The sequence below is a fragment of the Pseudomonas sp. BN606 genome (assembly GCF_029873115.1).
Classification (GTDB): domain Bacteria; phylum Pseudomonadota; class Gammaproteobacteria; order Pseudomonadales; family Pseudomonadaceae; genus Metapseudomonas.
On the sequence record NZ_SSOF01000026.1, the window covers coordinates 1 to 24,110 of the forward strand.

Consider the following 24,110-nt stretch of genomic DNA (forward strand, 5'->3'; position numbering starts at 1 on the left):
GAACGTAACAAACCGCACGTCAACGTCGGCACCATTGGTCACGTTGACCATGGCAAGACCACTCTGACTGCTGCTCTGACCAAGGTCTGCTCCGAGACCTGGGGCGGTTCCGCTCGTGCGTTCGACCAGATCGATAACGCGCCGGAAGAGAAGGCTCGTGGTATCACTATCAACACTTCCCACGTTGAATACGATTCCGCCATTCGTCACTACGCTCACGTTGACTGCCCCGGTCACGCTGACTACGTGAAGAACATGATCACCGGTGCTGCGCAGATGGACGGCGCGATCCTGGTTTGCTCGGCTGCTGACGGCCCCATGCCGCAGACTCGTGAGCACATCCTGCTGTCTCGTCAGGTAGGCGTTCCTTACATTGTCGTGTTCCTGAACAAGGCCGACATGGTTGATGACGCCGAGCTGCTGGAGCTGGTCGAGATGGAAGTTCGCGACCTGCTGAACACCTACGACTTCCCGGGTGACGACACTCCGATCGTGGTCGGTTCCGCTCTGATGGCCCTGGAAGGCAAGGACGACAACGAAATCGGCGTTTCCGCCGTTCGTAAGCTGGTAGAGACCCTGGACTCCTACATTCCGGAGCCGGTGCGTGCTATCGATCAGCCGTTCCTGATGCCGATCGAAGACGTGTTCTCCATCTCCGGTCGCGGCACCGTGGTGACCGGTCGTGTTGAGCGCGGTATCGTCAAGGTGGGCGAGGAGATCGAGATCGTCGGTATCCGTCCGACCACCAAGACCACCTGCACTGGTGTTGAAATGTTCCGCAAGCTGCTCGACGAAGGTCGTGCTGGCGAGAACGTTGGCGCCCTGCTGCGCGGCACCAAGCGTGATGACGTAGAGCGTGGTCAGGTTCTGGCCAAGCCGGGCACCATCAAGCCGCACACCAAGTTCGAGTGCGAAGTGTACGTGCTGTCCAAGGAAGAAGGTGGTCGTCACACTCCGTTCTTCAAGGGCTACCGTCCGCAGTTCTACTTCCGTACCACTGACGTGACCGGAAACTGCGAACTGCCGGAAGGTGTTGAGATGGTAATGCCGGGCGACAACATCAAGATGGTTGTCACCCTGATCGCTCCGATCGCCATGGAAGACGGCCTGCGCTTCGCGATCCGCGAAGGCGGTCGTACCGTTGGCGCCGGCGTTGTAGCCAAGATCATCGAGTAATCGAAGATCTCGCTAAGAGGAGAGGGCCCTTCGGGGCCCTTTTCTTTTGTCTGGTCAAAAGTTGACACCCCCTCGGCGCATCCGTACAATCACGCCTCCTTTTAACGGGCGTAGTCCGTCCGTTGGGGAAAGCAGAGATAGAGTCTGAGGTCAAAATGCAAAACCAACAAATCCGTATTCGGTTGAAGGCTTTTGACCATCGCCTGATCGATCAATCCACCCAGGAAATCGTGGAAACCGCGAAACGTACTGGTGCTCAGGTGCGTGGTCCTATTCCTCTGCCTACTCGCAAAGAGCGGTACACCGTTCTGATCTCTCCGCACGTCAACAAAGACGCGCGTGATCAGTACGAAATTCGTACCCACAAGCGTGTTCTGGACATCGTCCAGCCGACGGATAAAACCGTCGATGCGCTGATGAAGCTCGACCTTGCGGCAGGCGTGGAAGTGCAGATCAGCCTCGGCTAATAACCTTCGGGTTTTAGTCGTGTAACGCTCTGAAATGGGCGGCCATAGCGGGTGAAAGCCCCGTACACTCATGAGGTTTACAACATGACTATTGGTGTAGTCGGTCGTAAGTGCGGCATGACCCGCATTTTCACCGAAGAAGGCGTCTCCATTCCGGTTACGGTCATTGAGATCGAGCCGAATCGCGTGACCCAATTCAAAAACGAAGAAAGCGATGGCTATCGCGCCGTGCAGGTAACTGTCGGTGAGCGTCGTGCCTCTCGCGTGACCAAGGCGCAAGCCGGTCACTTCGCCAAGGCAAGCGTGGCTGCTGGTCGCGGTGTTTGGGAATTCCGTCTTGAAGAAGGCGAGTACCAGGCTGGCGATCAACTGACTGCTGAGCTGTTCCAAGCTGGTCAGCTGGTAGATGTTACCGGTCAGTCCAAGGGTAAAGGCTATGCCGGTACCATCAAGCGCTGGAACTTCCGCGGCCAGGACAACACCCACGGTAACTCCGTCTCCCACCGCGCCCCGGGTTCTATTGGCCAGTGCCAGACTCCTGGTCGTGTCTTCAAGGGCAAGAAAATGTCCGGTCACCTCGGTGCTGAGCGTGTAACCGTGCAGTCCCTGGAAGTTGTGCGTGTCGATGCAGAACGCAATCTGCTGCTGGTCAAAGGTGCCGTTCCTGGCGCTACCGGTGGTGATGTCGTTGTGCGTCCGGCAGCCAAGGCTCGTGGTTAAGAGGGGAAGCTGAGATGCAATTGAATGTAAATGGCGCTCAGGCTATCGAAGTCAGCGAGCGTACTTTTGGTGGTGAGTTCAACGAGACCCTGGTTCACCAGGCTGTTGTCGCCTACATGGCCGGTGGCCGTCAGGGCACTCGCGCGCAGAAGACCCGTTCCGAAGTTTCCGGCGGTGGCAAGAAGCCGTGGCGTCAGAAGGGCACTGGTCGTGCTCGTGCTGGCACCATTCGTAGCCCCATCTGGCGCTCCGGTGGTACCACCTTCGCTGCCAAGCCGCAAGATCACTCCCAGAAGCTCAACAAGAAGATGTACCGCGCTGCCATGCGCTCCATCCTCTCTGAGCTCGTTCGCCAAGAGCGCCTGGTTGTGGTTGAAGACTTTGCTGTCGATGCCCCGAAAACCAAAGCTCTGCTGGGCAAGCTGAATGGCCTGGGCCTGACCGACGTGCTGATCGTTTCCGACGCCGTTGATCAGAACCTGTACCTGGCTGCTCGCAACCTGCCGCACGTTGACGTTCGTGATGTTCAGGGTTCCGACCCGGTCAGCCTGATCGCCTACGACAAGGTGCTTATCACCGTGTCCGCCGTGAAGAAATTCGAGGAGCTGCTGGCATGAACCAGGAACGCGTATTCAAGGTGCTGGTTGGTCCGCACGTCTCCGAGAAGGCCACCATGCTGGCTGACAGCAAGGGCCAGTTCGTTTTCAAGGTTGCCACTGATGCAACCAAGCTGGAAATCAAGAAGGCCGTAGAAAGCCTGTTCAGCGTGAAAGTCGCTCGTGTCACCACCCTCGTAGTCAAGGGCAAGACCAAGCGTACCGTTCGCGGTCTGGGCAAGCGTAACGACTGGAAAAAAGCGTACATCGCTCTCCAGCCGGGCCAAGATCTCGATTTCGCCAGCAGCGCTGAGTAAAGGGGTGCATCATGGCAATCGTTAAATGCAAACCGACCTCCGCTGGCCGCCGTTTCGTGGTCAAGGTCGTCAATCAGGAGCTGCACAAAGGCGCTCCTTACGCACCGCTGGTCGAGAAAAAATCGAAATCCGGTGGTCGTAACAACAACGGTCGTATCACTACTCGTCACATCGGTGGTGGTCACAAGCAGCACTATCGTTTGGTCGACTTCCGTCGTAACAAGGATGGCATTCCTGCCACCGTTGAGCGCATCGAGTACGATCCGAACCGTACTGCTCACATCGCTCTGCTGAAGTACGCCGATGGCGAGCGTCGCTACATCATCGCGCCGAAAGGCGTGAGCGCTGGCGACCAGCTGATCTCGGGCGTCAATGCACCGATCAAGGCCGGTAATGCCCTGCCGCTGCGCAACATCCCGGTTGGTAGCACCATTCACGGTATCGAACTCAAGCCTGGCAAGGGTGCGCAAATCGCCCGTTCCGCCGGTGCCTCCGTTCAGTTGGTTGCCCGTGAAGGCGCCTACGTAACCCTGCGTCTGCGCTCCGGCGAGATGCGTAAAGTCCTGGCTGAATGCCGTGCGACTCTGGGCGAAGTCTCGAACTCCGAGCATAGCCTGCGTTCGCTGGGTAAAGCCGGTGCCAAGCGCTGGCGTGGTGTTCGCCCGACCGTTCGCGGCGTGGCGATGAACCCGGTAGACCACCCGCATGGTGGTGGTGAAGGTCGTACCTCTGGTGGCCGTCATCCGGTGTCTCCGTGGGGCTTCCCGACCAAGGGTGCGAAGACCCGCGCGAACAAGCGCACCGACAACATGATCGTCCGTCGCCGTAAATAACTGAGGATACGACAGTGCCGCGTTCTCTGAAAAAAGGTCCTTTTATCGATCTTCACCTACTGAAGAAGGTCGAAGTGGCGGTGGAAAAGAACGATCGCAAGCCGGTGAAAACCTGGTCGCGCCGTTCCATCGTTCTGCCGCAAATGGTCGGTCTGACCATCGCTGTACACAACGGTCGTCAACATGTCCCGGTTCTCGTGAACGAAGACATGGTCGGTCACAAACTGGGCGAGTTCGCTGCCACCCGCACCTATCGCGGTCATGCTGCGGACAAGAAAGCCAAGCGTTAAGGGGTAAGGAACGATGGAAGTAGCCGCTAAGCTGTCGGGCGCTCGAATCTCCGCCCAGAAAGCCCGCTTGGTCGCCGACCAGATCCGCGGGAAGAAGGTGGGCGAAGCGCTCAACCTGTTGACTTTCAGCAGTAAGAAAGCCGCTGAAATCATGAAGAAAGTGCTCGAATCGGCCGTGGCCAACGCTGAGCACAACGAAGGCGCAGACGTGGATGACCTCAAGGTTTCCACCGTTTTCGTCAACGAAGGGCGTTCGCTGAAGCGCATCATGCCGCGTGCCAAGGGCCGTGCTGATCGCATCGTCAAGCGGTCTTGCCATATCACTGTCAAGGTTGCGGACAAGTAACGGAGTCGATCAGATGGGTCAGAAAGTACATCCCACTGGCATTCGCCTGGGAATCGTCAAGGAGCACACCTCCGTTTGGTACGCAGATAAGCGCACTTATGCCGACTATCTGTTTGCCGACCTGAAGGTGCGTGAGTACCTCCAAGACAAACTAAAAAGCGCGTCCGTAAGCCGTATCGATATTCATCGTCCGGCTCAAACCGCACGCATCACCATCCACACCGCTCGTCCCGGCATCGTGATCGGCAAGAAAGGTGAGGATGTTGAGAAGCTGCGTCAGGACCTGACCAAGCAAATGGGTGTGCCTGTGCACATCAACATCGAAGAGATCCGCAAGCCGGAGCTCGACGGTATGCTGGTTGCGCAGAGCGTAGCTCAGCAGCTGGAGCGTCGTGTGATGTTCCGTCGCGCCATGAAGCGCGCTGTACAGAACGCCATGCGCATTGGTGCCAAGGGCATCAAGATCCAGGTAAGCGGTCGTCTCGGTGGCGCTGAAATCGCCCGTACCGAATGGTATCGCGAAGGTCGTGTGCCCCTGCACACCCTGCGCGCCGATATCGACTACGCAACCTACGAAGCGCACACCACCTACGGTGTGATCGGTGTGAAGGTTTGGATCTTCAAAGGTGAGGTCATCGGTGGCCGCCAGGAAGAACTGAAGCCCGTAGCGCCCGCTCCTCGTAAAAAAGCTGCTAAGTAAGGGGTACGCCAAATGCTGCAACCAAAGCGTACGAAGTTCCGCAAGCAGATGACCGGCCACAATCGTGGTCTGGCTCAGCGCGGTAGCAAGGTCAGCTTCGGCGAGTTCGCGCTGAAGGCTACTGGCCGTGGTCGTCTCACTGCCCGTCAGATCGAGGCCGCACGTCGTGCCCTCACCCGTCACGTGAAGCGTGGCGGCAAGATCTGGATCCGCGTATTCCCGGACAAGCCCGTTACCAAGAAGCCCCTCGAAGTTCGTATGGGTAAAGGTAAGGGTGGCGTCGAGTACTGGGTAGCCCAGATTCAACCGGGCAAGGTCCTGTACGAGATCGAGGGTGTTTCCGAAGAGCTGGCGCGTGAGGCATTCGCCCTGGCCGCTGCAAAGCTGCCGCTCGCCACCTCCTTTGTTAAGCGGACGGTGATGTGATGAAAGCGAATGAACTTCGTGAAAAATCCGTACAGCAGCTGAACGAGCAACTGCTCGGCCTGCTGCGCGACCAGTTCAATCTGCGCATGCAGAAGGCAACTGGCCAGTTGGGGCAGTCTCACCTGCTCTCGCAAGTGAAGCGCGACATCGCTCGCGTGAAAACTGTGCTCAACCAGCAAGCAGGTAAGTAATCATGGCTGAAGCTCAGAAAACCGTCCGCACGCTGACCGGCCGCGTCGTCAGCGACAAGATGGACAAGACCATCACCGTTCTGATCGAGCGTCGCGTTAAGCACCCGATCTACGGTAAGTACGTGAAGCGCTCGACCAAGCTGCACGCCCACGACGAAACCAACCAGTGCCGTATCGGCGACAAGGTCACCATTCGTGAGACCCGTCCGCTGGCCAAGACCAAGTCCTGGGCCCTGGTGGAAGTCGTCGAACGTGCCGTGGAAGTCTAAGGACTAAGGGTCGGAGAAAGATATGATTCAGACTCAATCCATGCTCGACGTCGCTGATAACAGCGGTGCTCGTCGCGTTATGTGCATCAAGGTCCTTGGTGGTTCGCACCGTCGTTACGCCGGTATCGGCGACATCATCAAAGTGACCGTTAAAGAAGCGATCCCGCGCGGCAAGGTGAAGAAAGGCCAGGTAATGACCGCTGTTGTGGTTCGTACCAAGCATGGCGTTCGTCGCCCTGATGGCTCGATCATCCGCTTCGACGGCAACGCCGCCGTCCTGCTGAACAACAAGCAGGAGCCGATCGGCACCCGTATCTTCGGGCCCGTGACCCGTGAACTGCGTTCCGAGAAGTTCATGAAGATCGTCTCGCTCGCCCCCGAAGTGCTGTAAGGAGAAGCCGTCATGCAAAAGATTCGTCGTGACGACGAGATCATCGTCATCGCCGGCAAGGACAAGGGCAAGCGCGGTAAGGTGCTGAAGGTTCTCGCTGACAGTCGTGTGCTGGTCAGCGGTGTAAACCTGATCAAGCGCCACACCAAGCCGAACCCCATGGCCGGTGTCCAGGGCGGTATCGTCGAGCGAGAGGCGCCCATGCACCTCTCCAACGTAGCCATCTTCAATGCCGAGACCAACAAGGCTGATCGCGTTGGTTTCAAGGTTGAGGAAGGTAAGAAAATTCGTGTCTTCAAGTCGACCCAAAAGCCGGTTGATGCTTGAGCACTGCTAGGTAGAAAACCATGGCACGACTAAAAGAGATTTACCGGAAAGAAATCGCGCCGAAGCTGAAGGAAGAACTTCAGCTCGGCAACGTGATGGAAACTCCGCGCATCACCAAGATCACTCTGAACATGGGTCTGGGCGAAGCTATCGGCGACAAGAAAGTCATCGAAAGCGCTGTTGCTGACCTGGAAAAGATCACCGGCCAGAAAGCCGTCGTGACCTACGCCCGCAAATCCATTGCAGGCTTCAAGGTTCGTGAAGGCTGGCCGATCGGCGTCAAGGTCACCCTGCGCCGCGATCGCATGTACGAGTTTCTGGATCGTCTGCTCTCCATCTCCCTGCCGCGCGTGCGTGACTTCCGCGGCCTGAATGCCAAGTCCTTCGACGGTCGTGGTAACTACAGCATGGGTGTCAAAGAGCAGATCATCTTCCCGGAAATCGATTACGACAAAATCGATGCGTTGCGTGGTCTGGACATCACCCTGACCACCACCGCCCGTACGGATGAAGAAGGTCGTGCTCTGCTGCGCGCCTTCAAATTCCCGTTCCGCAACTGATTGGAGTAGGAACATGGCCAAACAGAGCATGAAGAACCGCGAGCTGAAGCGTCAGCAGACGGTTGCTAAGTTCGCCAAGAAGCGTGCTGAGCTGAAAGCTATCATCGCCAACCCGAACTCCACTGCGGAAGCTCGTTGGGAAGCGCAGGTAGCTCTGCAGAAGCAGCCCCGTGACGCCAGCGCCTCCCGCCTGCGTAACCGCTGCCGCATCACCGGTCGTCCGCACGGCGTTTACCGCAAGTTCGGCCTTGGCCGTAACAAGCTGCGTGAAGCTGCCATGCGCGGTGATGTACCCGGCCTGGTGAAAGCCAGCTGGTAATGATCGTCGGTGGGGCCGGCTTTGGTCGGCCCAGCCCAGGTCATCAGAATCAAGCCCCTTTTGGGGCTTGATTCGTTTCTGGAGTATCTCTAGAATGTCCGGCTCGCCCGGGCCTGGCATTAGTCCGTCCAGTGCTCGCGTGTGACTCTAGCCGCAAGGCTATTTCTTTTTGTATCAGGAGCATCTAGCCCATGAGTATGCAGGACCCGTTAGCGGACATGCTAACTCGTATCCGTAATGCCCAGATGGCTGAAAAGTCTGTCGTAAGCATGCCGTCCTCCAAACTGAAGGTGGCGGTAGCCAGCGTTCTGAAGAACGAGGGTTACATCACGGGATACCAAGTCAGCAGCGACATTAAGCCTCTGCTGTCCATCGAGCTGAAGTATTTCGAAGGCCGTCCGGTCATCGAAGAGCTGAAGCGCGTAAGTCGTCCTGGCCTGCGCCAGTACAAGTCCGTCGATCAGCTGCCGAAAGTACGTGGCGGCCTGGGCGTATCGATCGTATCCACCAACAAGGGTGTGATGACTGATCGTGCTGCTCGCGCTGCTGGTGTTGGTGGCGAAGTGCTTTGCACTGTGTTCTAAGGGGGTTGAAGCATGTCTCGCGTTGCTAAGAACCCCGTCAAGCTGCCCGCTGGCGTTGAAGTCAAGATCGCCGGCCAGCAGCTTTCGGTGAAGGGTGCCAAGGGTGCTCTGGAACTGAAAGTGCACTCGTCTGTGGAAGTACTGCAGGAATCCGGTGAGCTGCGTTTTGCCGCTCGCAATGGCGACCAGCAGAACAAGGCCATGGCGGGCACCACCCGTGCGTTGGTGAACAACATGGTAATCGGCGTTAGCCAGGGCTTCGAGCGCAAGCTCCAGCTGGTGGGCGTTGGTTACAAGGCTCAGGCCAAAGGTCAGACTCTGTCCCTGGCTCTCGGCTTCTCGCATCCGGTGGATTACGAACTGCCGCAAGGCATTACCGCTGAAACCCCCAGCCAGACCGATATCCTGATCAAGGGCATCGACAAGCAGCTGGTCGGTCAAGTGGCCGCTGAGATTCGCGACTTCCGTCCGCCGGAGCCTTACAAAGGCAAGGGTGTACGTTACGCCGACGAAGTCGTCCGTCGTAAAGAAGCTAAGAAGAAGTAGGGCATAGCAAATGAGCGTAAAGAAAGAAACTCGTCTGCGTCGCGCTCGCAAGGCACGCCTGAAAATGCGCGAGCTGGAAGCCGTACGCCTCTGCGTGTACCGCTCCTCCCAGCACATCTACGCCCAGGTCATTTCGGCCGACGGCGCCAAGGTCCTGGCCAGCGCCTCGACCCTGGACAAAGAACTGCGTGACGGCGCCACCGGCAACGTCGACGCGGCCAAGAAGGTTGGTCAGCTGGTTGCCGAGCGCGCGAAAGCCGCTGGCGTCACTCAGGTGGCATTCGATCGTTCTGGCTTCAAGTACCACGGCCGCGTCAAGGCGCTGGCTGATGCTGCTCGTGAAGGCGGGCTGGAGTTCTAAGTTATGGCAAATAACGAGCAAAAGCGCGACGAAGGCTACATCGAGAAGCTGGTTCAGGTTAACCGCGTTGCCAAGACCGTAAAAGGTGGTCGTATCTTCACCTTCACTGCGCTGACCGTAGTTGGTGATGGTAAAGGTCGTGTTGGCTTCGGTCGCGGCAAGTCCCGCGAAGTGCCTGCTGCCATTCAGAAAGCGATGGAAGCTGCACGCCGCAACATGATCCAGGTAGATCTGGATGGCACCACCCTGCAGTACCCGATCAAGTCCGCCCATGGCGCCTCCAAGGTGTTCATGCAGCCGGCTTCCGAAGGTACCGGTATCATCGCCGGCGGCGCCATGCGTGCCGTTCTGGAGGTGGCCGGTGTGCAGAACGTTCTGGCCAAGTGCTACGGCTCCACCAATCCGGTGAACGTGGTTTACGCCACTTTCAAGGGTCTGAAGAACATGCAGTCCCCTGAGTCGGTTGCGGCCAAGCGTGGTAAGAGCGTCGAGGAGATTCTCTAATCATGGCAACTGTCAAAGTAACGCTGATCAAGAGCGTTAACGGCCGTCTGGCTAACCACAAGGCTTGCGTCAAAGGTCTCGGCCTGCGTCGCATTGGTCATTCCGTAGAGGTTCAGGACACTCCTGAGAACCGCGGCATGATCAACAAGGCTTACTACCTTCTGCGCGTCGAGGGTTAATCCATGAAACTGAACGATCTGCGTTCCGCGCCGGGTGCCCGTCGCGAAAAGCACCGTCCGGGCCGTGGCATCGGTAGCGGCCTGGGTAAGACCGGTGGCCGTGGCCACAAGGGTCAGACCTCTCGCTCCGGCGGCACCATTGCTCCGGGCTTCGAGGGCGGTCAGCAGCCGCTGCACCGTCGTCTGCCGAAGTTCGGCTTCGTTTCCCTGAAAGCCATGGATCGCGCTGAAGTGCGCACCTCCGAGCTGGCCAAGGTGGAAGGCGATGTCGTAACTCTGCAGTCGCTGAAGGATGCCAACGTGATTAACCAGAACGTACAGCGTGTGAAAGTCATGCTGTCCGGCGACGTTACTCGCGCGGTCACCCTGAAAGGTATCGCCGCCACCAAAGGTGCGCGTGCGGCTATCGAAGCAGCTGGCGGTAAGTTCGAGGACTAAATGGCTAAGCAAGGTGCTCTCTCCGCGCTCAGCAATGGCGGGTTGTCCGAGCTCTGGGCTCGACTGCGTTTCCTGTTCCTGGCGATCATCGTCTACCGGATCGGCGCGCACATCCCAGTGCCCGGTATCAACCCTGACCGGCTGGCCGAGCTGTTCCGGCAGAACGAGGGGACCATTCTTAGCCTGTTCAACATGTTCTCCGGCGGTGCGCTGGAGCGGATGAGCATTTTCGCGTTGGGGATCATGCCGTACATCTCGGCATCGATCATCATGCAGCTCATGACCGCGATCAGCCCGCAGCTGGAGCAGTTGAAGAAGGAAGGTGAGGCTGGCCGTCGCAAGATCAGCCAGTACACCCGCTACGGCACTGTAGCCCTGGCATTGGTTCAGGCCATCGGCATGTCCGTTGGTCTGGCCAGTCAGGGTGTCGCTTTCTCGTCTGATTTCGGCTTCTACTTCGTGGCTGTCACCACCTTCGTGGCTGGTGCAATGTTCATGATGTGGCTGGGCGAACAGATCACGGAGCGCGGTGTCGGCAACGGTATCTCGATGCTGATTTTTGCTGGCATCGTGGCCGGTCTGCCGAGAGCGATCGGGCAGTCTTTCGAGTCTGCACGTCAGGGCGATATCAACATCTTCGCTCTGGTCGCCATCGGTCTGCTGGCAGTAGCGATCATCGGTTTCGTGGTGTTCATTGAGCGTGGCCAGCGTCGTATCGCTGTGCATTACGCCAAGCGTCAGCAGGGCCGCAAGGTCTTCGCTGCGCAGACCAGCCACCTGCCGTTGAAGGTGAACATGGCGGGCGTTATTCCGGCTATCTTCGCCAGCAGCATCCTGCTGTTCCCGGCCTCTCTGGGTGCCTGGTTCGGTCAGTCCGAAAGCATGGGCTGGCTGCAGGATGTCTCGCAGTCTATCGCTCCTGGTCAGCCGTTGAACATTCTGCTGTTTAGTGCAGGGATCGTCTTCTTCTGCTTCTTCTACACAGCTTTGATGTTCAATCCGAAAGACGTGGCGGAGAACCTGAAGAAGTCCGGTGCCTTTATTCCGGGTATCCGTCCGGGTGAGCAGTCGGCGCGCTATATCGATGGCGTACTGACCCGCTTGACCATGTTCGGTGCTCTGTACATGACGGCTGTTTGTCTGCTGCCCCAGTTCCTGGTGGTTGCAGCGAATGTACCGTTCTACCTTGGCGGGACCTCGTTGCTGATCGTGGTAGTGGTTGTTATGGACTTTATGGCCCAAGTACAATCCCACCTCGTTTCGCACCAGTACGAATCCCTGATGAAGAAAGCCAACCTGAAGGGCTACGGCAGCGGCATGCTCCGCTGACCCAGTTCCGTAAGGTTCTAGGAGTTACTGATGAAAGTTCGTGCATCGGTGAAAAAGCTGTGCCGCAACTGCAAGATCGTTCGTCGCGACGGTGTCGTTCGCGTGATCTGCAGCGCGGAACCGCGTCACAAGCAGCGCCAAGGCTGAGTGTGATTCACGCGTTATGAACCCGGCAGCTAGTGCGCTGCCGGGTTGATTATTCGTTTCTACAGCGCTAATATCTCGCGCCCTTTTCTTGGCTTCCGGGGCGTAGGTAGCTGTCAACTGGAGTTTCACTGAATGGCCCGTATTGCAGGCGTCAACATTCCAGATAACAAGCACACTGTTATCTCGCTGACCTACATCTACGGTGTTGGTCGCACCACTGCGCAGAGCATCTGCGCTACCACCGGTGTTAATCCGGCGGCAAAGATCAAGGATCTCTCTGACGAGCAGATCGAACAGCTGCGTGGCGAAGTCGCGAAGCTCACCACTGAAGGTGACCTGCGTCGCGAAATCAACATGAACATCAAGCGTCTGATGGACCTGGGCTGCTACCGCGGTCTGCGTCATCGTCGCGGTCTGCCTGTTCATGGCCAGCGCACCAAGACCAACGCGCGTACCCGTAAGGGCCCGCGTAAGCCGATCCGCAAGTAATTGCGCCCGCGAATCGACAGGAATTAAGTCATGGCTAAGCCTGCTGCTCGTCCTCGTAAGAAAGTCAAAAAGACAGTTGTGGATGGGATCGCCCATATCCACGCTTCTTTCAACAACACCATCGTGACCATCACCGACCGTCAAGGTAACGCTCTTTCCTGGGCTACCTCCGGTGGTTCGGGTTTCCGCGGTTCCCGTAAGAGCACCCCGTTCGCTGCCCAGGTTGCAGCCGAGCGCGCTGGTCAAGCCGCTCTGGAATACGGCCTGAAGAACCTCGACGTGAACGTCAAGGGCCCGGGTCCGGGTCGCGAATCCGCTGTGCGTGCTCTGAACGCCTGCGGCTACAAGATCGCCAGCATCACCGACGTGACGCCTATCCCGCACAACGGGTGCCGTCCGCCGAAGAAGCGTCGCGTGTAATAGGAGACAGTGAGAAATGGCTCGTTACATTGGTCCCAAGTGCAAACTGTCCCGTCGTGAAGGTACCGACCTCTTCCTGAAGAGTGGTGCTCGCGCGCTCGAATCCAAGTGCAACATCGAATCCGCTCCTGGTCAGCACGGCGCCCGTCGCGGCCGCCTGTCCGACTACGGCACCCAGCTGCGTGAAAAGCAGAAAGTGCGCCGTATCTACGGTGTTCTGGAGCGTCAGTTCGGCAACTACTACAAAGAAGCTGCTGCTCGCAAGGGCGCTACCGGCGAAAACCTGCTGCAACTCCTTGAGTGCCGTCTGGACAACGTCGTGTACCGCATGGGCTTCGGCGCTACTCGCTCCGAGTCCCGTCAGCTGGTTTCCCACAAGGCCATCAGCGTCAACGGTCAGACTGTGAACGTTCCGTCCTACCAGATCAAAGCTGGTGACGTGGTTGCCGTTCGCGAGAAGTCGAAGAACCAACTGCGTATTGCCCAAGCCCTCGAACTGTGCGGTCAGCGTGGCCGTGTGGAGTGGGTTGAAGTTGACGCAGAGAAAAAGTCCGGCGTGTTCAAGAGTGTGCCGGCTCGCAGCGATCTGTCCGCCGACATCAACGAAAACCTGATTGTCGAGCTCTACTCCAAGTAAGGGCTAGAAAATAGGTGCATCCATGCAGAGTTCGGTAAATGAGTTCCTGACCCCCCGCCACATTGATGTGCAGGTGGTTAGTCCGACCCGCGCCAAGATCACGCTCGAGCCTCTCGAGCGTGGTTTCGGCCATACCCTGGGCAACGCGCTGCGTCGCATCCTGTTGTCCTCCATGCCTGGCTGTGCAGTAGTCGAGGCCGAGATCGATGGCGTACTCCACGAGTACAGCGCCATCGAGGGTGTTCAGGAAGATGTCATCGAGATCCTCCTGAACCTCAAAGGCCTGGCTATCAAGCTGCACGGCCGTGACGAAGTAACGCTGAACCTCTCGAAGAAAGGTTCGGGCGTGGTCACTGCTGCCGATATTCAGCTGGATCATGATGTCGAAATCGTCAACGGCGACCACGTGATCGCCAACCTGGCGGACAACGGCGTCCTGAACATGAAGCTCAAGGTGTCTCGCGGTCGTGGCTATGAGCCCGCCGATGCGCGCCAGAGCGACGAAGACGAGAGCCGCAGCATTGGTCGTCTGCAGCTCGACGCCTCGTTCAGTCCCGTCCGTCGTGTTGCCTACGTGGTTGAAAACGCCCGTGTGGAGCAGCGCACCAACCTGGACAAGCTGGTCATCGATCTGGAAACCAACGGCACCCTGGACCCTGAAGAGGCCATCCGTCGTGCCGCTACCATCCTGCAACACCAACTGGCTGCGTTCGTCGACCTGAAGGGCGACAGCGAGCCGGTAGTAGTTGAGCAGGAAGACGAGATCGACCCGATCCTCCTTCGTCCGGTTGATGACCTCGAGCTGACCGTACGTTCGGCCAACTGCCTCAAGGCGGAGAACATCTACTACATCGGTGACCTGATTCAGCGCACCGAAGTAGAGCTGTTGAAGACTCCGAACCTGGGCAAGAAGTCCCTGACCGAGATCAAGGACGTCCTGGCCTCCCGTGGTCTGTCCCTCGGCATGCGCCTCGACAACTGGCCGCCGGCAAGTCTCAAGAAGGACGACAAGGCGACTGCCTGATCGTCGTAATCACCGAACGTAGAAGTTTGGTAAGGAATTGAACCATGCGTCATCGTAAAAGTGGCCGTCACCTCAGCCGCACCAGCGCACACCGCAAGGCCATGTTCCAGAACATGGCGGTGTCGCTGTTCGAGCACGAACTGATCAAAACCACCCTGCCTAAAGCCAAGGAACTGCGCCGCGTTGCCGAGCCGCTGATCACCCTGGCCAAGGAAGACAGCGTTGCCAACCGTCGTCTGGCTTTCGACCGTACCCGTTCGAAGTCCGCTGTAGGCAAACTGTTCAACGATCTGGGCAAGCGCTACGCCAACCGTCAGGGCGGCTACCTGCGTATCCTGAAGTGCGGTTTCCGCGCTGGCGACAATGCTCCCATGGCTTACGTCGAGCTGGTTGACCGTCCGGTCGCTGGTGAAGTCGAAGCTGCTGCCGAGTAAGTCGGTCGTTGCATGAAAAACCGGGCCTAGTGCCCGGTTTTTTTATGTCTGAAATTTAACCTGTGTCTACCGATTCGGTTCTTTTAACAATTCGACTGCGGTGTGACGGGTAGATCGACACTCCTTTTTCGCCCAGCGAAGGAAATGAAACAGATCATGTGGGTGAGGCTTAAAGAGCCAGGAAACCAGCCTTGTGCGCTGTTCCACTTGTGCGAGTAGGGCAGATACACAGGGCATTTTCGACATCACCGGGGTTATGACGTGTGTTCCGCGGTTCATTGCTGACCTGCACTGGGCGCACTTCGATCAGTGCTTCCGCATTTCGGCAATGCCGTTCGCTCTGGGCTGGATTCGCGCAGGTACATTGCCCCCCCACAAAAAAGGCCGGACATCGCTGCCCGGCCCTTTTCTTTACAGACCGTTGGATCAGGCGCGATCACGCTCCAGCAAGGGCTTGAGGAACCGCCCGGTGTGGGACTGCGCCATGTCTGCGACCTCTTCCGGGGTGCCGGTGGCGATGATCTGGCCACCCTTGGAGCCGCCTTCGGGTCCGAGGTCCACGAGCCAGTCAGCGGTCTTGATCACGTCGAGGTTGTGCTCGATCACTACCACCGTATTGCCGTGATCGCGCAGGCGATGCAGCACGTCAAGTAATTGCTGGATGTCGGCAAAGTGCAGGCCGGTGGTAGGTTCGTCGAGGATGTACAACGTCTTCCCTGTGTCGCGCTTGGAGAGCTCGCGAGACAGCTTCACCCGCTGCGCCTCCCCGCCGGAAAGTGTGGTCGCTGATTGACCCAGGCGGACGTACGACAGGCCGACGTCCATCAGGGTTTGTAGCTTGCGGGCAATGGCCGGTACCGCATCGAAGAACTCGCGGGCCTCTTCGATGGTCATCTCCAGCACTTCATGGATGCTCTTGCCCTTGTAGCGGATTTCCAGGGTCTCGCGGTTGTAGCGCTTGCCTTTGCACACATCGCAGGGCACGTAGATGTCCGGCAGGAAGTGCATTTCCACCTTGATCACGCCATCGCCCTGGCAGGCCTCGCAGCGGCCACCTTTGACGTTGAAGGAGAAACGCCCCGGGCCGTAGCCACGGGAGCGGGACTCCGGCACGCCGGAAAACAGTTCACGGATTGGCGTGAACAGGCCGGTGTAGGTCGCCGGGTTGGAACGGGGAGTACGACCGATTGGGCTCTGGTCGATGTCCACTACTTTGTCCAGGTGCTGGAGGCCATCGAAGCTCTCGTGGGCGGATGCCTCAAGGGAGGTGGCGCCGTTGAGTGCAGTGGCGGTGATCGGGAACAGCGTGTTGTTGATCAGGGTCGACTTGCCCGAGCCGGATACGCCGGTAACGCAGGTCAGCAAGCCCACTGGAATCTCCAGGTTCACCTGCTGCAGGTTGTTGCCGCTGGCACCCTTGAGCTTGAGGGACTTTTTCTTGTCGCGCGGGGTACGCTCGGCCGGCACTTGGATCTTCACGCGGCCGGACAGGTACTTGCCTGTAAGCGAGTTTGGATGAGCCATGACCTCGTCCGGTGTTCCTTCGGCGACGATCTGGCCGCCATGCACGCCGGCACCCGGGCCGATGTCCACGACATAGTCGGCGAGGCGGATAGCATCCTCATCGTGCTCGACCACTATTACCGTGTTGCCCAGGTTGCGCAGGTGGGTGAGGGTCGCCAGCAGGCGTTCGTTGTCGCGTTGGTGCAGACCGATGGAGGGCTCGTCGAGGATGTACATCACCCCCACCAGGCCGGCGCCGATCTGGCTGGCCAGGCGAATGCGCTGCGCTTCGCCCCCGGACAGGGTATCGGCGCTACGGTCCAGGGTCAGGTAGTCGAGGCCGACGTTGACGAGGAACTGCAGGCGCTCGCGGATCTCCTTGAGGATCTTCTCGGCGATCTCGCCGCGCCTGCCGGTGAGGCTGAGCCCGCCGAAGTAGTCCGCTGCATCGCCCACCGGCAGGCCGGTTACCGCAGGCAGTGTCTTGTCACCGACCCATACATGGCGCGCTTCACGGCGCAGACGGGTACCTCGGCAGTCGGGGCAGGGCTGGGTGCTGAGGAACTTTGCCAGCTCTTCGCGCACGGTTGCCGATTCGGTCTCGCGGTAGCGGCGTTCAAGGTTGGGGATGATCCCCTCGAAGGGGTGCGAGCGCTTGACGATGTCGCCGCGATCGTTGAGGTAGCGGAAGTCCACATCCTCGCGGCCGCTGCCGAACAGGATCACCTTCTGGTGTTCGGCGGACAGCTCGTCGAAGGGTTTCTCCAGGCTGAAACCGTAGTGCGAGGCCAGCGAGCCAAGCATCTGGAAGTAGTAGACGTTACGCCTGTCCCATCCGCGAATCGCGCCTTCGGCGAGGGTCAGCTCGCCGTTGACCAGGCGCTTGGCGTCGAAGAACTGCTTGACCCCAAGGCCATCGCAGGTGGGGCAGGCGCCGGCCGGGTTGTTGAAGGAAAACAGCTTGGGTTCCAGCTCGCTGATGGAGTGGCCGCAATGGGGGCAGGCGAAGCGGGCCGAGAAGATGTTCTCGTCTCCTTCTTCGTCGTCCATTGGTGCCACCAGGGCGATGCCGTCGGCGAGGTTGATTGCGGTCTCGAACGATTCGGCGAGACGTTGCTGCAGATCGCCGCGGACCTTGAAACGGTCCACTACCACGTCGACAGAGTGCTTCTTCTGCTTGTCCAGCTTGGGCAGCTCGTCAAGCTCGTAGAGCTTGCCGTCCACGCGTGCACGGACGAAGCCCTGGGCGCGCAATTCCTCAAACACCGCCAGGTGCTCACCCTTGCGTTCGCGGATCACCGGCGCCAGCAGCATCAGCTTGCGGCCCTCGGGCAGGGCCAGCACCTGGTCGACCATCTGGCTGACAGTCTGGGCTTCCAGTGGCACATCGTGATCCGGACACCGCGGCATACCTACGCGGGCGTATAGCAGGCGCAGGTAGTCGTAGATCTCGGTGATGGTGCCGACAGTGGACCGCGGGTTGTGGGAGGTGGACTTCTGCTCGATGGAAATTGCCGGCGAAAGGCCTTCGATGGTGTCTACATCGGGCTTTTCCATCATCGACAGGAACTGCCGGGCGTATGCCGACAGAGACTCTACATAGCGGCGCTGGCCCTCTGCATAGAGTGTGTCGAAAGCCAGCGACGATTTGCCGGAGCCGGACAGGCCGGTAATCACGATCAGCTTGTCGCGGGGCAGGGTGAGGTCGACGTTCTTCAGGTTATGGGTACGTGCCCCACGGATCAGGATCTTGTCCACAACGGCCTCACTTGGCGGTCGGAAACCGCCGATTATACGGCCCGCCAAGGCGACGCGGCAAAGCGTCACGGCTGTCACGGAAACGGCCGGGACTGCTAGAATGCGCGGCATTTTTCGGGCTCCGGCAACAGCCGGGCACCCAGGAATGGGTGACCAGCCAGACAGGGGCGCATGACGCAGGCCCCGATCGTTCTCCCTTGAGGCACCTATGCACGATTCCCACTCTGAACGCATGAGCGGCAGCGAAACGCGCGCGGCCAGCAGCCTGGCCCTGGTGTTCGCTTTCCGTATGCTCGGCATGTTCATGGTATTGCCAGTGCTGGCCACCTACGGCCAGGACCTCGCCGGCGCCACCCCGGCCCTGATCGGCCTTGCAATTGGCGCCTATGGCCTGACCCAGGCCATTCTGCAGATACCCTTCGGCATCGTTTCCGACCGCATTGGCCGCCTGCCGGTGATCTACATCGGCCTGCTGATATTCGCCGCCGGCGCCGTTCTGGCGGCCAACGCCGACTCCATCTGGGGCGTGATTGCAGGGCGTGTTTTGCAGGGCGCCGGGGCCATTTCCGCGGCTGTCATGGCGTTGCTGTCCGACCTCACCCGCGAGCAGCACCGCACCAAGGCCATGGCCATGATCGGCATGAGCATCGGCGTGTCCTTCGCCGTGGCGATGGTGGTCGGCCCGCTGCTGACCCGTGCTTTTGGCCTCTCCGGGCTGTTCTGGGCAACCGCTATCATGGCACTGCTCGGAATCGTGATCATCGCCACCATGGTGCCGCGCGCGGCCCACCCGCTGCAGCATCGTGAGTCCGGTGTAGCGCGCCAGGCGCTGCTTCCGACCTTGAAACACCCAGACCTGCTTCGCCTGGACTTCGGCATTCTCGCCCTGCACGCCGTCCTCATGGCCAGCTTCGTCGCCCTGCCGCTGGCATTGGTGGAAAAGGCCGGACTGCCCAGGGAAGAACACTGGTGGGTCTACCTCACCGCGCTATTGGTGGGCTTCTTCGGCATGGTCCCCTTCATCATCTACGGCGAGAAAAAGCGTCAGATGAAACGTGTGCTGGTGGGGGCCGTTGCGGTGCTGTGTGTCTGCGAACTGTTCTTCTGGCAGTTCGGCGAGAGCCTTCGTGCGCTGGTATTTGGCACCATCGTATTCTTCACCGCCTTCAACTTGCTGGAAGCCTCGCTGCCCTCGCTAATCAGCAAGGTCGCCCCGGCCGGCGGCAAGGGCACGGCAATGGGCGTCTACTCCACCAGCCAGTTCCTCGGCGCAGCCGTAGGCGGCATCCTCGGTGGCTGGCTGTTCCAGCATGGCGGGCTGTCTACGGTATTCGTCGGCTGTGCGGTGGTCTGTGCGATTTGGTTGGCCATTGCTGTTACTATGCGTGAACCTCCGTACGTAACCAGCCTGCGCATGCCGCTCAGTGCAGCGGCTGTTGCCGATACCGGGCTGGTTGCGCGTTTGCTGGCTCTGCCCGGAGTGGCAGATGCCGTCGTGGTGGCCGATGAGGCGGCCATCTACATAAAAGTGGATACTGAAAAACTGGACCGCACGTCCCTGGAGCGCCTGATCGAGTCGGCCCCGGAACGTGCTGAAGCCTAGGAGAACGTCATGGCCCGTGGGGTTAACAAAGTCATTCTGGTTGGTAACGTCGGTGGTGATCCGGAGACCCGCTACCTGCCCAACGGCAACGCGGTGACCAACGTCACCCTGGCCACCAGCGAGTCCTGGAAGGACAAGCAAACCGGCCAGCAGCAGGAACGTACCGAGTGGCACCGCGTGGTGTTCTTCGGCCGTCTCGCCGAGATCGCTGGCGAGTACCTGCGCAAGGGTTCGCAAGTCTACGTCGAAGGTTCCCTGCGTACCCGCGAGTGGGAAAAAGACGGCGTGAAGCGTTACACCACCGAAATCGTGGTCGACATCAACGGCCAGATGCAGCTGCTCGGCGGCCGTCCTGGCAGCGAAGGCGACGCACCGCGTGCTCCGCGCCCGCAGCGCGAGCCGCAGCAGTCTGCTCCGCAGCAGCGTCCGGCTCCGCAGCCAGCCGCCCAACCGGCTCCGGACTACGACAGCTTCGACGACGACATCCCGTTCTGAGTCGAATCGCGCAAGCGAACAAACAAAGGCGCAGCCCTCGGGCTGCGCCTTTGTCGTTTCTGGCGTCGATACGGGAAGGGCGGATGAGTGTCATCGTACAACTCGCTGGGATATGATGGTCGCTCAGTTTTCGCCGAGATCGTATTTCGATATGGACAACCCAAGCGCCCAGCAACGTCCTCGCCGCAAGCATCGCAGCCTGGCCCAGGAGTTGGTGAGCGAGCTCTCCCAGCAAATCCAGGATGGCGTGATCAAACGGGGTGAAAAGCTGCCCACCGAGTCGGCCATCATGGAGGCACAGGGCGTTAGTCGTACCGTGGTTCGCGAGGCCATCTCGCGCCTGCAGGCCGCCGGGCTGGTAGAAACCCGTCACGGCATCGGTACCTTCGTGCTGGATACCCCGAGCCCCAGCGGCTTCCGCATTGATCCGGCGACCATCGTCACTCTGCGCGACGTCATGGCCATACTCGAACTGCGTATCAGCCTTGAGGTGGAGTCCGCCGGCCTTGCCGCGCAGCGTCGTAGTCCGGAGCAACTGGTGGCCATGCGCGAGGCGCTGGACAGCTTCCTCAAAGCTGCCCACGGCACCGACGCGGTGGCCTCCGACTTCCAGTTCCACCTGCAGATCGCCCAGGCTACGGGCAACCGATACTTCACCGACATCATGACCCACCTGGGGACAAGCATCATTCCTCGGACGCGCCTCAACTCCGCACGCATCGCGCATGACGATCGCGAGCACTACCTTGCGCGCCTGAGCCGCGAGCACGAAGACATCTACGAGGCAATTGCCCGCCAGGACAGCGATGCCGCTCGCGCGGCCATGCGCCTGCACCTGACCAACAGCCGTGAGCGGCTGCGTCAGGCCCACGAAGAAGCCGAGAAGCGGAGGGAGGCCTGAGGGGCTAGCCGCATGGAAACAGGGCCGCTATGTGCGGCCCTTTTTGTTTCCGGCGTGAGGGGGTGAAAAATTCTCTCTTTGGGAGTTGTCCTACAAGATCTGCTGTTATATGTTGTCGTACAACATGGTTGCCTGACGGCCAACAAGGTCGACCTGACCTGGTCGCAAACAAGGTCGATCGATAGCTGCTCGTGCCATTTCCGGTCTATCCAGGGTCAAGCTGTATTGTGCTGTCTAAAGCCTTAAATGGATTTTTTGCGGGCAGGGTAGGCCGGTGCCGGGAAAACGGGCGATGAACGCACGGAAGGATGAACGGCAATTGATAGCAATTTTAGTTGTACGATAACGTATCTCTTAAGCCGAATCACCGGCTTAACTCAAACCGCTTCGCAGGGTGCTCGAATAATGAATCCACAAGAACTCAAGTCCATCCTCTCCTCCGGGCTGCTGTCCTTCCCCGTCACCGACTTCGATGCCGCCGGTAACTTCAACGCTGCAAGCTATGTCCGTCGCCTGGAATGGCTGGCTCCCTACGGCGCCTCGGCGCTCTTCGCCGCGGGCGGTACTGGTGAATTCTTCTCCCTGGCGCCGGACGAGTACTCCGCTGTCATCAAGACTGCCGTCGATACCTGCGCCGGCAGCGTGCCGATTCTCGCCGGTGTTGGCGGCCCGACTCGCCTGGCTATCCAGTACGCCCAGGAGGCCGAGCGTCTTGGCGCCAAGGGTCTGCTGCTTCTGCCTCACTACCTGACCGAAGCCAGCCAGGAAGGCGTGGCCGCCCATGTCGAGCAGGTCTGCAAATCGGTGAACATCGGCGTGGTGGTCTACAACCGCAATGTCTGCCGCCTGACCCCGGCGCTGCTGGAGCAGCTGGCCGAGCGCTGCCCGAATCTGATCGGCTACAAGGACGGCCTGGGCGATATCGAGCTGATGGTCGCCATTCGCCGCCGTCTCGGGGATCGCTTCAGCTACCTGGGAGGCCTGCCTACCGCCGAGGTCTACGCCGCCGCCTACAAGGCGCTGGGCGTGCCGGTCTACTCCTCTGCCGTGTTCAACTTCATCCCGAAGACCGCAATGGACTTCTATAACGCCATCGCTCGCGACGACCACGAAACCGTGGGCAAGCTGATCGACGACTTCTTCCTGCCCTACCTGGAAATCCGCAATCGCCGCGCTGGCTATGCCGTCAGCATCGTCAAGGCTGGCGCGCGTATCGCTGGCTATGACGCAGGCCCGGTCCGCGCTCCGCTGACCGACCTGTTGCCCGACGAGTACGAGCGCCTTGCCGCGCTGATCGACGCCCAGGGCGCGCAGTGACCTGTAACCAGGAGAAGTCTCGTGACTGAGAAACGCTTCGACAACTACATAGGCGGGGAGTGGGTGGCCGGCAGCGGCTACTCGCGCAACATCAACCCCTCCGACCTTGCCGACTGCCTGGGCGAGTACGCCAAGGCCGATGCCGCCCAGGTGGCCCAGGCCATCGAGGCGGCCCGCGTTGCCTTCCCGTCCTGGTCGGTATCCGGCATCCAGGCTCGTTCCGATGCACTCGACAAGGTGGGCAGCGAGATCCTCGCCCGCCGCGAGGAGCTGGGCACCCTGCTGGCGCGGGAAGAGGGCAAGACCCTGCCCGAGGCCATCGGCGAGGTGACTCGCGCCGGCAATATCTTCAAGTTCTTCGCGGGTGAATGCCTGCGCCTGGCCGGTGAAATCGTCCCGTCGGTACGCCCTGGCGTGGCAGTGGAAGTTACCCGCGAACCGCTGGGGGTGATCGGCCTGATCACCCCCTGGAACTTCCCCATCGCCATCCCGGCCTGGAAGATCGCGCCTGCGCTGGCCTACGGGAACTGCGTGGTGTTCAAACCGGCTGACCTGGTGCCGGGCAGTGCCTGGGCCCTGGCCGAGATCATTTCCCGCGCGGGCTTCCCCGCCGGCGTGTTCAACCTGGTGATGGGCAGCGGTCGCGTGGTCGGCGAAGCCATGGTCAACGACAAGCGCGTCGATGGCATCAGCTTCACCGGCTCGGTAGGTGTCGGTCGCAGCATCGCCGCTGCCTGCGTTGCACGTGGTGCCAAGGTGCAGCTGGAGATGGGCGGCAAGAACCCGCAGGTGATCCTCGACGACGCCGATCTCAAACTCGCCGTCGAACTCGCCGTGCAGAGCGCTTTCTACTCCACTGGCCAGCGCTGCACCGCCAGCAGCCGCCTGATTGTCACCGCCGGCATCCACGACCGCTTCGTCGAGGCGATGGCCGAACGCATGCGTGCCATCCGGGTCGGCCATGCCCTGCACAGTGGCATCGATGTCGGTCCGGTTGTGTCCCAGGCGCAGCTGGAACAAGACCTGAGCTACATCGACATCGGCCGCGCCGAAGGTGCCCGCCTGGTGGCTGGTGGCGAGCGGGTGCGCTGCGAGACCGAGGGCTACTTCATGGCTCCGGCGCTGTTCGCCGACAGTGAGGCGGGCATGCGCATCAGCCGCGAGGAAATCTTTGGCCCGGTGGCCAACGTGATCCGCGTGGCCAGTTATGAAGAGGCGCTGGCGCTGGCCAACGACACCGAGTTCGGCCTGTCTGCCGGTATCGCCACTACTTCGCTCAAGTACGCCAATCACTTCAAGCGCCACGCCCAGGCCGGGATGGTCATGGTCAACCTGCCCACTGCCGGGGTGGATTACCACGTGCCATTCGGTGGCCGCAAAGGTTCGTCCTACGGCCCGCGCGAGCAGGGCCGCTACGCCCAGGAGTTCTACACCACGGTGAAAACCAGCTACATCGGAGGCTGATCAACGCATCAGGCACCCGCGGGGGCATGGCTTGCCCCCGTGCTCCATC

General features: G+C 59.9%; 35 protein-coding genes. 34 read left to right on the forward strand and 1 reads right to left on the reverse strand.

Annotation, left to right across the window (positions count from 1 at the left end; translation table 11 throughout):
* From tuf to rplQ, 29 genes are all read left to right on the forward strand, one after another.
* Nucleotides 1–1,176 (forward strand): elongation factor Tu (gene tuf / locus E8E75_RS00935; protein WP_280357742.1); only part of this gene is annotated, 1,176 nt, incomplete at its 5' end.
* A 155-nt stretch (nucleotides 1,177–1,331) separates the two neighbouring features.
* Nucleotides 1,332–1,643 carry a 30S ribosomal protein S10 gene (gene rpsJ / locus E8E75_RS00940; protein WP_003243886.1) on the forward strand — a complete coding sequence of 104 codons (312 nt, stop codon included), beginning with the start codon at nucleotides 1,332–1,334 and terminating at the stop codon, nucleotides 1,641–1,643.
* Between the two features lie 84 nt (nucleotides 1,644–1,727).
* The gene (gene rplC, locus E8E75_RS00945) at nucleotides 1,728–2,363 is read left to right on the forward strand and encodes a 50S ribosomal protein L3 (protein WP_077525959.1); all 636 of its coding nucleotides are present in this window, start codon (nucleotides 1,728–1,730) and stop codon (nucleotides 2,361–2,363) included.
* 14 nt (nucleotides 2,364–2,377) lie between these two features.
* The gene (rplD, locus tag E8E75_RS00950) at nucleotides 2,378–2,980 is read left to right on the forward strand and encodes a 50S ribosomal protein L4 (protein WP_077525960.1); all 603 of its coding nucleotides are present in this window, start codon (nucleotides 2,378–2,380) and stop codon (nucleotides 2,978–2,980) included.
* A complete protein-coding gene (rplW, locus tag E8E75_RS00955) occupies nucleotides 2,977–3,276 on the forward strand; it encodes a 50S ribosomal protein L23 (RefSeq protein ID WP_077525961.1) in 300 nt (99 codons plus the stop codon). Before rplD ends, rplW begins: the two co-directional genes overlap by 4 nt.
* 11 nt (nucleotides 3,277–3,287) lie before the next feature.
* Nucleotides 3,288–4,109: a 50S ribosomal protein L2 gene (gene rplB / locus E8E75_RS00960; RefSeq protein ID WP_077525962.1), complete on the forward strand. Its 822-nt coding sequence runs from the start codon at nucleotides 3,288–3,290 to the stop codon at nucleotides 4,107–4,109.
* 14 nt (nucleotides 4,110–4,123) lie between these two features.
* Entirely contained in the window at nucleotides 4,124–4,399 is a 276-nt protein-coding gene (gene rpsS / locus E8E75_RS00965) for a 30S ribosomal protein S19 (RefSeq protein WP_027590504.1), read from the forward strand.
* Between the two features lie 13 nt (nucleotides 4,400–4,412).
* Nucleotides 4,413–4,745: a 50S ribosomal protein L22 gene (rplV, locus tag E8E75_RS00970; RefSeq protein WP_007161246.1), complete on the forward strand. Its 333-nt coding sequence runs from the start codon at nucleotides 4,413–4,415 to the stop codon at nucleotides 4,743–4,745.
* Nucleotides 4,746–4,758: 13 nt separating this feature from the next.
* Nucleotides 4,759–5,445 carry a 30S ribosomal protein S3 gene (gene rpsC, locus E8E75_RS00975; RefSeq protein ID WP_028629286.1) on the forward strand — a complete coding sequence of 229 codons (687 nt, stop codon included), beginning with the start codon at nucleotides 4,759–4,761 and terminating at the stop codon, nucleotides 5,443–5,445.
* A 12-nt stretch (nucleotides 5,446–5,457) separates the two neighbouring features.
* Nucleotides 5,458–5,871: a 50S ribosomal protein L16 gene (gene rplP, locus E8E75_RS00980; protein WP_016490537.1), complete on the forward strand. Its 414-nt coding sequence runs from the start codon at nucleotides 5,458–5,460 to the stop codon at nucleotides 5,869–5,871.
* Nucleotides 5,871–6,062 (forward strand): 50S ribosomal protein L29, encoded by a 192-nt coding sequence (rpmC, locus tag E8E75_RS00985; protein WP_016490538.1) that lies wholly within the window; start codon nucleotides 5,871–5,873, stop codon nucleotides 6,060–6,062. Before rplP ends, rpmC begins: the two co-directional genes overlap by 1 nt.
* Before the next feature lie 2 nt (nucleotides 6,063–6,064).
* Entirely contained in the window at nucleotides 6,065–6,331 is a 267-nt protein-coding gene (gene rpsQ / locus E8E75_RS00990; protein WP_021219597.1) for a 30S ribosomal protein S17, read from the forward strand.
* 22 nt (nucleotides 6,332–6,353) lie between these two features.
* Nucleotides 6,354–6,722 (forward strand): 50S ribosomal protein L14, encoded by a 369-nt coding sequence (gene rplN / locus E8E75_RS00995; protein WP_003448734.1) that lies wholly within the window; start codon nucleotides 6,354–6,356, stop codon nucleotides 6,720–6,722.
* Between the two features lie 12 nt (nucleotides 6,723–6,734).
* Nucleotides 6,735–7,049: a 50S ribosomal protein L24 gene (gene rplX, locus E8E75_RS01000; RefSeq protein WP_077525964.1), complete on the forward strand. Its 315-nt coding sequence runs from the start codon at nucleotides 6,735–6,737 to the stop codon at nucleotides 7,047–7,049.
* Nucleotides 7,050–7,069: 20 nt separating this feature from the next.
* Nucleotides 7,070–7,609 carry a 50S ribosomal protein L5 gene (rplE, locus tag E8E75_RS01005; protein WP_077525965.1) on the forward strand — a complete coding sequence of 180 codons (540 nt, stop codon included), beginning with the start codon at nucleotides 7,070–7,072 and terminating at the stop codon, nucleotides 7,607–7,609.
* Nucleotides 7,610–7,622: 13 nt separating this feature from the next.
* On the forward strand, nucleotides 7,623–7,928 hold the full coding sequence (rpsN, locus tag E8E75_RS01010) for a 30S ribosomal protein S14 (protein WP_077525966.1): 306 nt from the start codon (nucleotides 7,623–7,625) through the stop codon (nucleotides 7,926–7,928).
* 191 nt (nucleotides 7,929–8,119) lie between these two features.
* Nucleotides 8,120–8,512 carry a 30S ribosomal protein S8 gene (gene rpsH / locus E8E75_RS01015; protein ID WP_016490543.1) on the forward strand — a complete coding sequence of 131 codons (393 nt, stop codon included), beginning with the start codon at nucleotides 8,120–8,122 and terminating at the stop codon, nucleotides 8,510–8,512.
* A 12-nt stretch (nucleotides 8,513–8,524) separates the two neighbouring features.
* Nucleotides 8,525–9,058: a 50S ribosomal protein L6 gene (rplF, locus tag E8E75_RS01020; RefSeq protein ID WP_077525967.1), complete on the forward strand. Its 534-nt coding sequence runs from the start codon at nucleotides 8,525–8,527 to the stop codon at nucleotides 9,056–9,058.
* A 10-nt stretch (nucleotides 9,059–9,068) separates the two neighbouring features.
* Nucleotides 9,069–9,419 carry a 50S ribosomal protein L18 gene (gene rplR, locus E8E75_RS01025; RefSeq protein WP_044872684.1) on the forward strand — a complete coding sequence of 117 codons (351 nt, stop codon included), beginning with the start codon at nucleotides 9,069–9,071 and terminating at the stop codon, nucleotides 9,417–9,419.
* A 3-nt stretch (nucleotides 9,420–9,422) separates the two neighbouring features.
* On the forward strand, nucleotides 9,423–9,923 hold the full coding sequence (rpsE, locus tag E8E75_RS01030) for a 30S ribosomal protein S5 (protein ID WP_003448746.1): 501 nt from the start codon (nucleotides 9,423–9,425) through the stop codon (nucleotides 9,921–9,923).
* 2 nt (nucleotides 9,924–9,925) lie between these two features.
* Nucleotides 9,926–10,102, forward strand: coding sequence for a 50S ribosomal protein L30 (gene rpmD, locus E8E75_RS01035; RefSeq protein WP_120653277.1), 177 nt, complete (start codon nucleotides 9,926–9,928; stop codon nucleotides 10,100–10,102).
* Nucleotides 10,103–10,105: 3 nt separating this feature from the next.
* The gene (gene rplO / locus E8E75_RS01040; protein WP_120653276.1) at nucleotides 10,106–10,540 is read left to right on the forward strand and encodes a 50S ribosomal protein L15; all 435 of its coding nucleotides are present in this window, start codon (nucleotides 10,106–10,108) and stop codon (nucleotides 10,538–10,540) included.
* Nucleotides 10,541–11,869: a preprotein translocase subunit SecY gene (gene secY, locus E8E75_RS01045; protein ID WP_120653275.1), complete on the forward strand. Its 1,329-nt coding sequence runs from the start codon at nucleotides 10,541–10,543 to the stop codon at nucleotides 11,867–11,869.
* A 30-nt stretch (nucleotides 11,870–11,899) separates the two neighbouring features.
* Nucleotides 11,900–12,016 (forward strand): 50S ribosomal protein L36, encoded by a 117-nt coding sequence (gene rpmJ, locus E8E75_RS01050; protein WP_037025762.1) that lies wholly within the window; start codon nucleotides 11,900–11,902, stop codon nucleotides 12,014–12,016.
* Nucleotides 12,017–12,148: 132 nt separating this feature from the next.
* On the forward strand, nucleotides 12,149–12,505 hold the full coding sequence (rpsM, locus tag E8E75_RS01055) for a 30S ribosomal protein S13 (protein ID WP_077525972.1): 357 nt from the start codon (nucleotides 12,149–12,151) through the stop codon (nucleotides 12,503–12,505).
* 30 nt (nucleotides 12,506–12,535) lie between these two features.
* Nucleotides 12,536–12,925, forward strand: a complete 390-nt coding sequence (rpsK, locus tag E8E75_RS01060) for a 30S ribosomal protein S11 (protein ID WP_003093689.1) — start codon at nucleotides 12,536–12,538, stop codon at nucleotides 12,923–12,925.
* A gap of 16 nt (nucleotides 12,926–12,941) precedes the next feature.
* Nucleotides 12,942–13,562 carry a 30S ribosomal protein S4 gene (gene rpsD / locus E8E75_RS01065; RefSeq protein ID WP_069081980.1) on the forward strand — a complete coding sequence of 207 codons (621 nt, stop codon included), beginning with the start codon at nucleotides 12,942–12,944 and terminating at the stop codon, nucleotides 13,560–13,562.
* A 22-nt stretch (nucleotides 13,563–13,584) separates the two neighbouring features.
* Nucleotides 13,585–14,586, forward strand: a complete 1,002-nt coding sequence (gene rpoA, locus E8E75_RS01070) for a DNA-directed RNA polymerase subunit alpha (RefSeq protein ID WP_028629274.1) — start codon at nucleotides 13,585–13,587, stop codon at nucleotides 14,584–14,586.
* Between the two features lie 44 nt (nucleotides 14,587–14,630).
* The gene (gene rplQ, locus E8E75_RS01075) at nucleotides 14,631–15,020 is read left to right on the forward strand and encodes a 50S ribosomal protein L17 (protein WP_077525974.1); all 390 of its coding nucleotides are present in this window, start codon (nucleotides 14,631–14,633) and stop codon (nucleotides 15,018–15,020) included.
* Between the two features lie 426 nt (nucleotides 15,021–15,446).
* Here rplQ and uvrA read toward each other — a convergent pair whose 3' ends face one another.
* Nucleotides 15,447–18,281, reverse strand: a complete 2,835-nt coding sequence (gene uvrA, locus E8E75_RS01080) for an excinuclease ABC subunit UvrA (RefSeq protein ID WP_280357748.1) — start codon at nucleotides 18,279–18,281, stop codon at nucleotides 15,447–15,449.
* Nucleotides 18,282–18,489: 208 nt separating this feature from the next.
* Here uvrA and E8E75_RS01085 point away from each other — a divergent pair, with 208 nt between their 5' ends.
* The 5 genes from E8E75_RS01085 to E8E75_RS01105 all read left to right on the forward strand — a co-directional run bounded on the left by E8E75_RS01085 (nucleotide 18,490) and on the right by E8E75_RS01105 (nucleotide 24,061).
* The gene (locus tag E8E75_RS01085) at nucleotides 18,490–19,884 is read left to right on the forward strand and encodes an MFS transporter (RefSeq protein WP_120653273.1); all 1,395 of its coding nucleotides are present in this window, start codon (nucleotides 18,490–18,492) and stop codon (nucleotides 19,882–19,884) included.
* Between the two features lie 9 nt (nucleotides 19,885–19,893).
* Nucleotides 19,894–20,379, forward strand: coding sequence for a single-stranded DNA-binding protein (locus E8E75_RS01090; RefSeq protein ID WP_044872677.1), 486 nt, complete (start codon nucleotides 19,894–19,896; stop codon nucleotides 20,377–20,379).
* A 151-nt stretch (nucleotides 20,380–20,530) separates the two neighbouring features.
* Nucleotides 20,531–21,280 carry a FadR/GntR family transcriptional regulator gene (locus E8E75_RS01095; RefSeq protein WP_153918392.1) on the forward strand — a complete coding sequence of 250 codons (750 nt, stop codon included), beginning with the start codon at nucleotides 20,531–20,533 and terminating at the stop codon, nucleotides 21,278–21,280.
* A gap of 405 nt (nucleotides 21,281–21,685) precedes the next feature.
* On the forward strand, nucleotides 21,686–22,597 hold the full coding sequence (kdgD, locus tag E8E75_RS01100; RefSeq protein WP_120653271.1) for a 5-dehydro-4-deoxyglucarate dehydratase: 912 nt from the start codon (nucleotides 21,686–21,688) through the stop codon (nucleotides 22,595–22,597).
* A gap of 21 nt (nucleotides 22,598–22,618) precedes the next feature.
* Nucleotides 22,619–24,061, forward strand: coding sequence for an aldehyde dehydrogenase family protein (locus E8E75_RS01105; RefSeq protein ID WP_120653270.1), 1,443 nt, complete (start codon nucleotides 22,619–22,621; stop codon nucleotides 24,059–24,061).
* Nucleotides 24,062–24,110 lie beyond the last annotated feature (49 nt).